The following is a 12,791-nucleotide window of genomic DNA, read 5'->3' as shown; positions in this document are numbered from 1 at the left end:
GATGACCTTCTCAGCATAAAAAAACATCGATAAAAACAGTATCAAAACACCATACTGTTTTTATCACCAAAAAATTAACATGAAACTTTTAAAATTTTCAACCGCCGGCAGTGTGGACGATGGCAAAAGTACACTCATTGGCAGGTTGTTGTACGATACCGGCTCGCTGACCGAAGACCAATTAGAAGCGGTAGAAGCAGCCAGCAAACGCAAAGGCTTCGATTATTTAGATTTGTCGCTGCTAACAGACGGTTTAAGTGCCGAACGCGAGCAAGGCATCACCATTGATGTGGCGCATATTTATTTTGCCACAGCAAACCGCAAATTTATCATTGCCGATACGCCCGGCCACGTCGAATATACGCGCAATATGGTTACCGGCGCATCCAATTCCAGGCTTTCTATTATTTTGATTGATGCCCGAAAAGGTGTGATCGAGCAAACACAACGCCATTTTTTTATCGCTAACTTATTGCAGATTCCGGAGATTGTGGTTGCTATAAATAAAATGGATTTGGTGGATTATCAGCAGGCAAAATTTAATGCGATAAAAGAAGCATTTCTGCAGTTTACACAAGGTTTCCCTAACTTCAAACAAAACATTACGTTCATCCCAATCTCTTCCTTGAAAGGCGATAATGTGGTAAATGAATCCGAAAATATGCCCTGGTACAAAGGGAAATCGTTGCTGCATTACTTGGAAAATGTGGATGTAAACAGTTATGTAAACAAGAAAGATGCACGTTTCCCTGTTCAATATGTAATCCGTCCGCATTCCGAAGAGTTTCATGATTACCGCGGTTATGCCGGCCAGGTGATCAGCGGTGCGTTTTCGGTAGGCGAGGAAGTTACGGTGCTGCCTTCACAACAAAAATCGAAAGTTAAACAAGTAGTTACGTTTGATGGCGATTTAGAAATTGCCGAAACGAATTCCTGCGTTACGTTATTGCTGGAAGATGAAGTGGACATCACCCGCGGAAATATGCTGGTAAAAACAGCAAACCAACCGCAAATTGATAAAGAAATTACGGCCGATATTTGTTGGATGGACACGCAGCTTTTGGTTCAGGGTGGAAAATATCTGATCGAACACAGCCATAATTTGATAAAAGCGATGGTGCGGGAAGTGGATTATATCGTGCATACCAGCACTTTAAAGAAAGATACGGAAACCAAAACCATCAAATTAAACGATATTGCTCGTGTGAAAATCAAAACTGCGCAACCGCTTTTTTTTGATGCTTACGAACAAAATCAGGCCAACGGTTCTTTTATTTTAATTAACGAACAGACTAAAAATACGGTAGCGGCGGGGATAATTGTGTAGGAAGCTGTCAGCAATTAGCTGTCAGCAATTAGCGATTTGCAGACGACGTTAGAAAGGCGGCACTTTGTTATTTTGATGATAGGAGGGGTTTTCTTCAAGCCTGATTTTTAGGTGGTAAAAGAAGCATCAGAAATTAGAAAAGATTTCTCCCTTCGGATCGAAATGACAAAGCGACGAAACAGCAAAAACCCACAACCTGCAACTCAAAACTTATAACAGAAATGCAAATCAACCTCAGCAGAAAAAATCAAGCTTATCATTTTGAAGCTGTAAATGCGCAAGGCAACACATTAAACATGGATGCAAATCCGGCAATTGGCGGAGAAAACCAAGGATTTCGCCCGATGGAAACAGTATTAGCAGGTTTAGGCGGATGCAGTGCAATTGATATGATTTCTATCCTAAAAAAGCAAAAAGAACCGATTGAAGATTTAAAAATCAGCATTAACGGGCATCGTTTTGAAGGTAAGGAACCGTCTTTGTTTGAAACCATTGATATCGAATTTCATGTTTTTGGTGCGGTAAACGAAGCAAAAATACAGCGCGCTTTGGAACTCACTTTCGAAAAATATTGTTCCGTCGCTTTAATCCTCAGTAAAACCGCAAAAATCAACTTTTCTTACAAGCTCAACTAAATACTATGAGTCAGCATTTTGAAACGCAAGCCGTTCGCACCCAATTAGAGCGCACACAGTACAAAGAGCATTCTGTGCCTATTTACATGACTTCCAGTTACAAATTTGACGATGCGGAAGAAATGCGCGCGCTGTTTACCGGCGAACAGGAAGGCAACATTTACAGCCGTTATGCCAACCCAAACGTGGATGAATTCATCACCAAAATGGCGGTTTTGGAAGGTGCCGAAGACGGTTGGGCAACGGCAACAGGCATGGCGGCTATTTTTACCACTTTTGCTACGTTTTTAAAACAAGGCGACCATGTGCTTTCGAGTCGTTCGGTTTTTGGTTCTACGCACCAATTGCTTAACAATATTTTGCCAAAATGGGGCATCAGTTATACGTATGCTGATCTCGACAAAACGGAGCAATGGGAAGCAGCCATCCAACCCAACACCAAAATGATTTTTGTGGAAACGCCTTCCAACCCGGGAATTGATATCATTGATTTGGAATGGCTGGGCAACTTCGCCAAAAAACACCAAACGTTATTGGTTGTAGATAACTGTTTTGCAACGCCTTACCTGCAACAACCCATTAAATACGGAACCGATTTGTCCATCCATTCGGCCACAAAATTTATTGACGGACAAGGCCGTGCTTTAGGCGGCATTATTTTAGGCCGAAGCGAACTGATTAAAGAAATTGAAGGATTTGCACGGCATTCTGGTCCGTCATTATCGCCTTTCAACTCCTGGATTTTAAGTAAAAGCTTGGAAACCTTAGCTGTTCGGATGGACCGTCACTGCGAAAGCGCGCTAAAAGTAGCTACGGCTTTGGAAGCAAATCCGGAAGTGGAACTGGTAAAATATCCGTTTTTGCCTTCGCATCCGCAGTACGAAATCGCCAAAAAACAAATGAAACAAGGCGGTGGCATCATTACTTTTATTCCAAAAGGCGGATTGGAACGGGCAGCTAAATTTTTAGATGCTTTAAGGCTGTTTTCAATTTCGGCTAATTTGGGTGATACACGTTCCATTGCCACGCATCCTGCTTCCAGCACGCATTCTAAACTAACAGAAGAACAACGCAACGAAGTTGGTATTCAACAGGGAACCATCCGTTTATCGATTGGTTTAGAACATGTGGACGATATTTTGCAGGATATCGAGCAGGCGCTGAAAGCTTCTGTTATGGAAGAATTGGAAACCTCAAACTAAGGTAAAATTAGGTGGTAAAAGAAGCATTTACTTAAATGCTTCTTTTATCAGCAAAAAATATAGTTTACTATTGTATATTAATTCTATAGAGTATAATGCAAAGTTTCAGAACTGAGTTAGAGAATCCTGTGGTTGAGAAAGACATTCTGGATTTAGAAAAGAAAATCCGTTTGTTTCGTGAGGGAAAGATTGATGAAGAAAAATTTCGCAGCTTGCGTTTGGCGCGCGGCGTTTACGGTCAGCGGCAGCAAGGCGTGCAAATGGTGCGCATCAAATTGCCTTACGGCAAAGTCTCAATGCAGCAATTGAGCAAGATCAGCGATGTTTCGGATGAATATGCAACTGGTAATTTACATATCACTACCCGTCAGGATATTCAAATTCACTTTGTAAGTTTAGATAGAACGCCGCAATTGTGGGCAGAACTGGAAGAAGACGATATTACGTTGCGCGAAGCTTGCGGCAATACCGTTCGAAACGTAACCGCTTCGGCAATGGCCGGCATTGACCCAAAAGAACCTTTTGATGTTTCGCCTTACGCCCATGCGGTTTTTGCTTATTTTTTGCGAAACCCGATTTGTCAGGAAATGGGCCGCAAGTTTAAGATCGCTTTTTCTTCTTCCGAAGACGATTCTGCTTTTGCATTTATGCACGATCTGGGTTTTATCCCGAAAGTAAAAATCGAAAACGGTGTAGAAATCAGAGGTTTTAAAGTGGTTTTGGGTGGAGGCTTGGGATCGCAGCCATACATGGCCGATGCCGTTACCGATTTTATGCCCGTTAACCAAATTATCCCTTTTGCAGAAGCGGTGTTGCGTGTTTTCGATCGTTACGGCGAACGCAACAAACGTCACAAAGCACGGATGAAATACTTGGTGCAGGAAATTGGCGCCGAAGAACTGATCCGTTTGGCAGAAGCAGAACGTTTGGCTTTAAAGAATAAAACTTACGAGATCAGTACAATTGGACAAGAAATAATTGCTCCGGAGCAAGGAATTTTTAGTGCTAAAATTACCGATCCGTTAAAGTATGAGCAATGGCTCAAAACCAATGTTTTTCCTCAAAAACAACCTGGCTTTGTGGCCATCGGTTTACGCATTCAAAACGGCGATATCAAAACACCAATTGCACGCCAGTTAATTGAACTGGTAAAAACAGCAGCGGCAGATGATATCCGTTTAACCAACACACAAGGCATGTTGCTGAAGTTTGTGCGCGAAGAAAACCTGCCTTATGTTTTTGAAGAACTGGACAAACTGAACCTGGCCGAACCCGGTTTTGAAAGCATGGCCGATATTACTTCCTGCCCCGGAACGGATACTTGTAACCTGGGAATTTCCAACAGTACCGGCATCACGCGCGAGCTGGAAAAGGTGATGAAAAACGAATTTCCGGATTTGATTTACAATACGGATATTAAGATAAAAATCAGCGGTTGCATCAATTCCTGTGCGCAACATGCGATGGCCAGCATTGGTTTCCATGGTTCGAGCATGAAGATTGATAAAATGGTTGCGCCGGCTTTGCAAGTGCTTTTGGGCGGCGGCCCAACCGGAAACGGGGCAGGCGTTGCGGCGGATAAAGTAATCAAAGTGCCAAGCAAACGTGGCCCGCAAGTGCTACGCGATTTGTTGTTTGATTATCAAACCAATTCTATTGAAGGCGAGCTTTTTAACCAATATTACAACCGCCAGGGCAAAATTTATTTCTACGATTTGCTCAACCCTTTAGGCGATACCAAAACCGTTACGCCTGATGATTTTATTGATTGGGAACAAGATGCGCCCTACAAAACCGAAATTGGCGTGGGCGAATGTGCCGGCGTGATGATTGATTTGGTGGCCACTTTATTGCTGGAATCCGAAGAAAAACTGGATAACGCCGATGCTTCTTTTAAGGCACAAGATTTTGCCGATGCCATTTATTACGCTTATTCGGCTTTTGTTCATACCGCAAAAGCATTGCTGATTTCAGAAAATATCAAAACCAACACGCAGGCTGGCATTATCACGGATTTCGACCAGAACTTTGTGGCGAATAATAAAATCGAACTGCATTTAAGTTTTGAAGATTTGATTTACCAGATCAACCAGCAGGAACCGGGCGAAGAGTTTGCCGCTTATTACATCGAGCAATCGCGTTTGTTTAAACAGAAAGCTGCGGATTATCGCGCCGAACAATTATCGGAAAAGACACTAAAATTATAGTGATAAAAGAAGCATGGACACAGCGGGCGTAGCTATTGGCAAAACAGCGGAAGTAAACACGCTTTTTCCGGTTTTTTTAAAGCCGGACAAGCTGAATATTTTGCTGGTGGGCGGTGGTTATGTGGCAATGGAAAAGCTGGAAGCGATTTTTGGCAATTGCCCAAATGCCAACGTGAAGCTGGTTGGGCGTGAGGTTTCTGCGGAAATCAAAAATTATACCGATAAAAGAAGCATTCCTTTTGAAGAACGCGCTTTTACGGAAACTGATCTTTTGGAAAGGGATTTGGTGATTGTTGCGGTTGATGATAAGCAAACCGGCCGCCACATTTACGAATTGTGCAAAGCGCGAAATCTGCTGGTTAACGTGGCAGATACGCCGCCGCTTTGCGATTTTTACCTCAGTTCCGTCGTACAAAAAGGCAACCTTAAAATTGCCATTTCTACCAACGGAAAATCGCCAACAGTTGCCAAACGCGTAAAAGAGGTTTTAAACGAGACTTTTCCGGCAGAGATTGATGATGTACTGACCAACATGACGCAAATCCGCCAAAAACTAAACGGTGATTTCTCTGATAAAGTAAAACAATTGAATGAAATTACGGCAGGTTTGGTGAACGAGCAACCGGCGAAAGTTAAAATTACACGTCCGGTTGCCATCACTTTTGCAATTTTATCGGCCATTAGTTTGATGATTTTAGGCCATGTGCTTTTTACTTTTCTTAACCACGACCGGATTTCAAATGTGCGATATTGGTTGAGCGCGCAATTTAACCAGCAATTGTTGCTGTACATGCTGGGCGGTTTTATTGCTTCGTTGATTGATGGCGCCTGCGGCATGGCTTACGGCGTAACTTCTACCACTTTCCTGCTTTCTCTTGGGATTCCGCCTGCTGCGGCAAGTGCCAGCGTTCATGCTTCCGAAGTTTTTAACAACGGCACTTCCGGTTTAATGCACTGGAGATCAGGGAATGTTAACTTTAAACTCTTTAAAAAAATGTTGATCCCGGGAATTATCGGTGCTGTTTCCGGTGCTACCATTTTGTCTTCGTTGCATCAATACAGTCAGTATTTAAAACCGGTGGTAGGTTGTTATACGCTGTTTTTGGGTGTGCTGATTATCCGTAAAGCGTTAAACAAAACACGTTCGACCACAAAAATCAAAAGGATTGGTTTGCTGGCTGGCATTGGCGGTTTGCTTGATGCAATTGGCGGCGGTGGCTGGGGACCGATCGTTACCACCGGATTAATTGCCGGCGGCCGAAACGTACGTTACACTATCGGCACCTCAACGTTAACTAAAGGCTGCGTGGCTTTTACCAGCGCCGTTACGTTTATTTTGCTGATTGGTTTGCACCATTTCCAGGTGATTTTAGGTTTGGTTTTGGGCGGAATGATTGCCGCGCCGATTGCCGTGCGCATCTCCAATAAACTGCCCGTAAAAACACTCATGATTTTTGTAGGCATTGTTGTTATTTTGGTTTCGCTACGTATCGTTTCGGGGATATTTTTCAAATAACGCCCTCGCTAAAAATCTTTACATTTGTTTAGTCGTTCCAGATTTAAACACCATTTCCATTGCTTACCAAAAAAACAAAATACGCCGTAAAAGCCCTGATGGCATTGGCCCGGAATACGGAAAACAAGCCGATGCTGATTGCCGATATTGCCAAAGGCGACCAGTTGCCCAAAAAATTCTTGGAAGCCATTTTGTTGGAACTGAAGCGCGGCGGGTTTTTAAGCAGTAAAAAAGGTGCAGGCGGCGGATATTACCTGCTCAAAACAGCAGAAGAAATTAAGCTTTCGGCCATCATCCGCGTAATTGATGGCCCGATTGCGTTACTTCCCTGCGTGAGCTTAAACTTTTATGAAAAATGTGCCGAATGTGTGGACGAGCATTACTGCGGCATCCGCGATGTGATGGCCAATGTACGTGATGCAACGTTAAAAATTTTAGGTGATACGAGCGTTGCAGATATGGTGAAACGCGAAGATACGTTGGCCAAAGCGGAAGGGAAAGTGGCAGATGATAGTTTGCTGAGTTGAGGTTATAAATTTTTAATCTTTTATTTAAATTGCTGCCATGCAAAAAATCACCACCTTCCTAACCTTTAACAGTCAGGCCGAAGAAGCTGCAAACTTATACGTTGCTGTTTTTAAAGATGCAAAAATTACCAGCATCAACAGAAACGGCGAAACGGTTTTTTCGGTAACCTTTCAATTATTCGGGCAAAATTTTTATGCGTTAAACGGCGGTCCGCATTTTAATTTTTCACCAGGCATTTCTTTGTTTGTTGATTGCGAAACGCAGCAGGAAGTGGATGAATTGTGGGAAAAGCTTTCGGAAGGCGGCGAAAAAGGGCGCTGCGGCTGGTTGAAAGACAAGTTTGGTGTTTCCTGGCAAATTATCCCTTCGGATTTAAGCAAATTGATGCAAGACAAAAATCCCGAAAAATCAAAACGCGTAATGCAGGCCATGATGCAAATGAACAAGATTGTGATTGCGGATTTGCAAAAAGCTTATGATGGATAAAATTACTCAATTGTTTTAGTAGGCCCTCGATAACCTTTGCAATAGTAAACCCAAAACTTGCGCACATTACTATTTCCGTTTTTGATAATAATGGGTTCCAATTCCTGCACTTCGTTAAAATAAGTTTTTAACTCCGGAGGAATAGTCCCATTCTTCGCAGTGTTTTTAAAACCAGGATCCGAATCTACAAAAAGCGCATTTTTACCTGCTAAAAGAAGCATGTTATCACCTACATAATCAAACTGCAATGCAGGTTGATTAAAGACGTTTTGTGCGTATATTTTTTGTGGGAGAAAAAAGCTCAACTCGGCACTGGTTTTATAACCATCCGTGGAAAAAATAAAGGTGTTTGGATAGGTTTTTTGAAGGGTTTCTACACGCTTTGCTAATTGTTGCCAACCAAACCAAGTATCATCGCTTTTAATTGGTACTGGATAAAAAATCACTTCCACGGCAAAAGCCAGGTGCAAAATGGCTGCAATCCAAATATTTATTTTAGTTGATTTTTGGGAGATGAATATCGCCAGGAAAATAAAACCGGTGATGTAGGAAGGCATCATCCAATTGATTTTGACCCAATAAAACAGACTGATCAAAAAGAAACCCAAAAACGCAGGTAAAAAAAAGCATAGTAAAAACAGTACCTGGTCAGTTGGTAATTTCCATTTAACCAATACTTTTTTAATGGTTTTAAAAGTGAGTGCAACCAATCCGAAAAAAGCGACGGGCAGCAACAGAAAGAGTTGTGTGCCAATCGTTCCCAAAAAGAGTTTTGGTTTAAGTTGAAATTTGGCGATATCGCCCGTACGGTTTGCCGATTGAAACAGGAACGATGCAAACTGATGCTGGTAATTCCAGTAAAAAACTGGAAAAGTTACCAAAACAGAAATTAGCAAACTCAGCCAAAACCAACCGGAAAGCAACAGTTTTCGATATTGGTTGGAAAAGATCAGGAACAGAATCAAACCGATTTGCAGCAATACGGCCGTGTATTTGCTGTCAAAAGCCAAACCCATCAGCAAACCGGCCAATAACCAGTACAATTTTTGATGCCTAAAAACAGCATGGTAAAGTGCAATTAAACTTAACGTCCAGAATAACAAAAGCGGAACATCAGGCGTGGAAATGGTTTCCAAAATGGAAATCAGGAAAGTTGATCCAACCAGCACTAAAGCCAAATTTTGCTTTTGCTTCGACAAAAAACAACCGGCCAATTTATAAAATGCAAAAAGTGTTAAGCTGGTTACGGTAAAATCAGCCAGCTTGATGACGAAAACGTGTTTCCCGAAAATGGTGGTAAATAAACGAAGCAAGTAGCCAATCATGCCCGGATGGTCGAAGTAGGACCAGGCCAAATGTTCGCCGTAAAAATCGTAGTAAGCATCTTGCGGCATCATCCCAAAAAACGGCAGCAACAGCAGACGGAAAAGTTGGAAGGCAAACAGGATGGTTAGGAAGGGATGTTGCTTGTAAAAGCGATTTAATTGATTCATTTCCCTCGCTTGCTTTTTTAAAAATTTATTATTTAAATAGTGCTTATTTATCTTTTAAGATTATAACAGGATAGTACCGTTACTCATCATCTTTCAGGCCCTGCTCAAATATTTCATGCAGTTTTTTTTGTAGCAGTTCTTTTTGAGGAAGCATGATATGGTATTCTGCTACTAAAGCAGGAGACAGGTTTCTGTTTAAAGCATATTCTACAACTTCACTGTCTTTATATTTACAAAGCAAAACACCAATGGAAGGATTCTCATTTTTCTTTTTCACATCGCGGTCAAGTGCTTCTAAGTAAAAATTGAGCTGGCCTAAGTGTTCCGGTTTAAATTTATCTACTTTCAATTCAAAAGCCACAAGACATTGAAGGCTTCGGTGATAAAACAGCAAGTCAATTAAAAAATCACTGTTTCCTACCATAATCCTATACTCTTCACTCACAAACAAAAAATCTTTGCCTAATTCCAATACAAAGCTTTTCATTTTTGTGGTTAAAGCCTTTTGCAATTGCCTTTCGTTATGTGTTTCCGGTAGGTTTAAAAATTCAAAAATATAATGGTCTTTAAACTTATTAAAAATATCAGGATTAGATTCTCTCATCACTGCCGAGAGTTTCTGATTTCCCATCATCACTCTTTCATAAACGCCTGTGTTCATTTGTCTTTCAAGTTCCCGGGAACTGTATCTTTCAGTACTGCACAAACGCAAGTAGAACTCTTTCTCCTCTATAGTTTTAGCCCTGCTTAAAATTATCAAGTTGTTTGTCCAACTGGTTTCTCTCAGCAATGCCGAGATATTTGGAACAGCTTTATAAGTGTCAAAAAACTGTTTCATCCGCCAAAGGTTCTTATCAGAAAACCCCTTTAAATCCGGTTCAGACTTTTCGATGTATTGTGCTAATTGCTGCACTACAGATTTCCCCCATTCCGATCTGTCTAAACGCTTACTGATATATTCTCCGATTTTCCAATAGAGGTTAATTAATTCAACATTTACTGATTTTAAGGCGTTGATCCGTGCTTCCTTAATTAGTTCAATAACGTCAAGAAATTGCCTGTTGAAAATTTCTAAACTCATAACACTATTGTTAGTTGTAAAGGCGATAAAAAGGCCGGTTATTTGACCAGCCTTCTATTTTTGAGATGCAAGGTTTATAGATAAAAATATTTATGGTAAACTTTTTCTTACTTTGTTCCCAATACTTCTTTTACCACCCCAAAAACCTACATCTTCAATCCAATTTCCCGCAAACGCTCATCCAGGTATTCTCCGGCAGTAGCATCAGGATAAGCTTTTGGATGCGCTTTATCAATGCAAGTATCCAAACAAGCCAAACTAACGGTTGATTTTGGGTGCAAGAAAAACGGGACCGAATAACGGGAAGTTTTCATCATTTCGCGCGGCGGGTTAACAACGCGGTGTGTGGTAGAACGCAGTTTGTTGTTGGTCAATCGTTGCAGCATATCGCCTACGTTTACCACAATATCTTCGCCGTGTGCTTTTACCGGAAACCATTCGCCTTCGCGGGTCAATACTTCCAAACCATCGGCACTGGCACCAATTAACAAAGTAATTAAATTGATGTCTTCATGCGCACCGGCACGAACGGCATCGTCAGGAACAGCATCCGGATTTTCGATCGGGAAGTAATGGATGCCGCGCAAAATAGAGTTGCCGTTGTGTACTTTGTCATCAAAATAATTTTCGGGCAGTTCCAGGTAAACGGCAATGGCGCGCAGCAAATGTTCGCCGGCCTGCTCTAATTTTTGGTAAACTTCGCGGGTTATCGGGTTAAATTCGGGTAGTTCTTTTACCACCAAATTTTCAGGGTACAATTCTTTCACCGGGTCGCCATCGGTAACTGTTTGTCCGATTTGCCAAAACTCTTTTAAATCCGGCGTTTTGGCGTCTTTTGCTTTTTCGCGGCCTTTGCTGGTGTAACCGCGCTGGCCCGCCAGTTCGGGTTTTTCGTAACTGAGTTTGATTTCATCCGGCAGGGAAAACAGTTTTTGCACCTGTTCGTATAATTTTGCAATCAGTTCTTTACTTAAACCATGGTTGCTCACGGTGATAAAACCGGTATCGTTAAAAGCCTGGCCAACTTCGTTTGAAAAGCTTTTTTTCTCTTCGGCCGTACCATTGATATAGGTGTTTAAATCTACACGCGGGATATTTATCGTTTTCATACAGGAACAATTTGCTGCTAAAATTACTTATTCTGATGCAATTGCAGCAGGTGTTGACAAAATATGCGAATTTGCTGTTGCCGAAAAAATGGTGCTAAAAGAAGCATCAGATTGATATACCCGACTGGAAATTAAACGTTTTTGTTAATTATCAGTCGAAATAAGATATTACCTGTCAACCTTATATAAACCTCACCATGATAAATATAATTCGAAAAGCAACAGCCGCATTTATGCTCGTTTTAGCGGTAATTTGTTGCCTCAATATACCTGTTGCAAAGGCACAACCAGGCGCAACTATAACGATGCAAACTTTTTATAACGAGCTGGAGCCTTACGGGCAATGGATTGACGACCCCGAACTGGGCTATGTTTGGGCACCCGATGTGGACCAAAGTTTTAAACCTTATGCTACCAATGGCCATTGGGTAGAAACAGAATACGGCAACACCTGGGTTTCTGATTATGACTGGGGCTGGGCAGCTTTCCACTATGGCAGGTGGCGGTATGATAATAACTACGGCTGGGAGTGGATACCCGGAACAGAATGGGCACCGGCTTGGGTAAACTGGCGCACTGGTGGCGATTATTATGGTTGGGCTCCGCTTGGCCCCGGCATTGATATTAATGTTGCTATTGGCAGCGGCTATTATGCGCCTAATAACTATTGGGTTTTTGTGCCGAGGCAATACTTGTGCTCGCCTTCCATCAACCGTTATTATTTGCCGTCCAGCCGTAATGTGGTCATCATCCGCAATACAACCATTATCAGCAATGTTTATAACGGTGGCAGCCGCAGGTATATCAGCGGGCCGCGGCCGGCAGAAATTGAACGATATGCAGGAAACCGGATCAATGTTTACAACATCAACAACAATAACCGGCCGGGCGCAACCAGGATCAATAACAATACCATCAACATTTACAGGCCGGAAATTGCTGCCAACGGCTACGGAAATAACCGGCCTGCCCCGGCACGTGTGATCCAACGTGGCAGTTATGATGATAACCGCAACCGCACGAACAATAACTATGGGCAGAACAACGGCAACCCAAACAATAATGGAAGGTTTGGCAATTCGCGCCAGTGGGGCAGCCAGGGAAATGGTTCGGTACAAAGCAACAATCCCGCAAACCCAAATTATGGCGGAAATAGCAACAATGGTTATGGCCGACCTGCCCGGACAGACAACCCTAACAGCAATGG

At 42.2% G+C, this 12,791-nt stretch carries 11 protein-coding genes; 8 read left to right on the top strand and 3 right to left on the bottom strand.

From position 1 onward, the window contains the following. Nucleotides 1-79 precede the first annotated feature (79 nt). From Q0192_RS08915 to Q0192_RS08885, 7 genes are all read left to right on the top strand, one after another. Nucleotides 80-1,327, top strand: coding sequence for a GTP-binding protein (locus Q0192_RS08915; RefSeq protein ID WP_299289133.1), 1,248 nt, complete (start codon nt 80-82; stop codon nt 1,325-1,327). Nucleotides 1,328-1,548: 221 nt separating this feature from the next. Next, nucleotides 1,549-1,962 (top strand): OsmC family protein, encoded by a 414-nt coding sequence (locus tag Q0192_RS08910; protein WP_299289132.1) that lies wholly within the window; start codon nt 1,549-1,551, stop codon nt 1,960-1,962. Between the two features lie 5 nt (nt 1,963-1,967). Next, nucleotides 1,968-3,164, top strand: a complete 1,197-nt coding sequence (locus Q0192_RS08905; RefSeq protein ID WP_299289131.1) for an aminotransferase class I/II-fold pyridoxal phosphate-dependent enzyme — start codon at nt 1,968-1,970, stop codon at nt 3,162-3,164. A 95-nt stretch (nt 3,165-3,259) separates the two neighbouring features. Beyond that, nucleotides 3,260-5,371, top strand: a complete 2,112-nt coding sequence (locus Q0192_RS08900) for a HEPN domain-containing protein (protein ID WP_299289130.1) — start codon at nt 3,260-3,262, stop codon at nt 5,369-5,371. A gap of 13 nt (nt 5,372-5,384) precedes the next feature. Then, nucleotides 5,385-6,887: a TSUP family transporter gene (locus Q0192_RS08895; protein ID WP_299289129.1), complete on the top strand. Its 1,503-nt coding sequence runs from the start codon at nt 5,385-5,387 to the stop codon at nt 6,885-6,887. A 59-nt stretch (nt 6,888-6,946) separates the two neighbouring features. Then, complete coding sequence (locus tag Q0192_RS08890; protein ID WP_299289128.1) at nt 6,947-7,414, top strand: Rrf2 family transcriptional regulator; 468 nt, start codon at nt 6,947-6,949, stop codon at nt 7,412-7,414. 37 nt (nt 7,415-7,451) lie between these two features. Further along, nucleotides 7,452-7,901, top strand: coding sequence for a VOC family protein (locus tag Q0192_RS08885; protein ID WP_299289127.1), 450 nt, complete (start codon nt 7,452-7,454; stop codon nt 7,899-7,901). 2 nt (nt 7,902-7,903) lie between these two features. Here Q0192_RS08885 and Q0192_RS08880 read toward each other — a convergent pair whose 3' ends face one another. The 3 genes from Q0192_RS08880 to Q0192_RS08870 form a co-directional block, all read right to left on the bottom strand. Then, nucleotides 7,904-9,394: a glycosyltransferase family 39 protein gene (locus Q0192_RS08880; RefSeq protein ID WP_299289126.1), complete on the bottom strand. Its 1,491-nt coding sequence runs from the start codon at nt 9,392-9,394 to the stop codon at nt 7,904-7,906. A 79-nt stretch (nt 9,395-9,473) separates the two neighbouring features. Further along, nucleotides 9,474-10,475, bottom strand: coding sequence for a PDDEXK nuclease domain-containing protein (locus Q0192_RS08875; RefSeq protein WP_299289125.1), 1,002 nt, complete (start codon nt 10,473-10,475; stop codon nt 9,474-9,476). A gap of 146 nt (nt 10,476-10,621) precedes the next feature. Beyond that, a complete protein-coding gene (locus tag Q0192_RS08870) occupies nt 10,622-11,584 on the bottom strand; it encodes a 2-oxoglutarate and iron-dependent oxygenase domain-containing protein (protein WP_299289124.1) in 963 nt (320 codons plus the stop codon). Nucleotides 11,585-11,781: 197 nt separating this feature from the next. Between Q0192_RS08870 and Q0192_RS08865 the strand changes: the two genes are divergently transcribed. Further along, a partial coding sequence (locus Q0192_RS08865; protein ID WP_299289122.1) for a DUF6600 domain-containing protein occupies nt 11,782-12,791 on the top strand: 1,010 nt, incomplete at its 3' end.

Source organism: uncultured Mucilaginibacter sp. (assembly GCF_937859865.1).
Taxonomy (GTDB): Bacteria; Bacteroidota; Bacteroidia; order Sphingobacteriales; family Sphingobacteriaceae; genus Mucilaginibacter_A.
The sequence above is the reverse complement of the archived record's forward strand: the minus strand, read 5'-3'. Positions and strand labels throughout refer to the sequence as shown.

What these genes read in the sequence shown, in the direction of transcription:
- Q0192_RS08915 (WP_299289133.1), top strand. Translation starts at nt 80, where the DNA reads ATGAAACTTTTAAAATTTTCAACCGCCGGCAGTGTGGACGATGGCAAA.
- Q0192_RS08910 (WP_299289132.1), top strand. Translation starts at nt 1,549, where the DNA reads ATGCAAATCAACCTCAGCAGAAAAAATCAAGCTTATCATTTTGAAGCT.
- Q0192_RS08905 (WP_299289131.1), top strand. Translation starts at nt 1,968, where the DNA reads ATGAGTCAGCATTTTGAAACGCAAGCCGTTCGCACCCAATTAGAGCGC.
- Q0192_RS08900 (WP_299289130.1), top strand. Translation starts at nt 3,260, where the DNA reads ATGCAAAGTTTCAGAACTGAGTTAGAGAATCCTGTGGTTGAGAAAGAC.
- Q0192_RS08895 (WP_299289129.1), top strand. Translation starts at nt 5,385, where the DNA reads ATGGACACAGCGGGCGTAGCTATTGGCAAAACAGCGGAAGTAAACACG.
- Q0192_RS08885 (WP_299289127.1), top strand. Translation starts at nt 7,452, where the DNA reads ATGCAAAAAATCACCACCTTCCTAACCTTTAACAGTCAGGCCGAAGAA.
- Q0192_RS08880 (WP_299289126.1), bottom strand. Translation starts at nt 9,394, where the DNA reads ATGAATCAATTAAATCGCTTTTACAAGCAACATCCCTTCCTAACCATC.
- Q0192_RS08875 (WP_299289125.1), bottom strand. Translation starts at nt 10,475, where the DNA reads ATGAGTTTAGAAATTTTCAACAGGCAATTTCTTGACGTTATTGAACTA.
- Q0192_RS08870 (WP_299289124.1), bottom strand. Translation starts at nt 11,584, where the DNA reads ATGAAAACGATAAATATCCCGCGTGTAGATTTAAACACCTATATCAAT.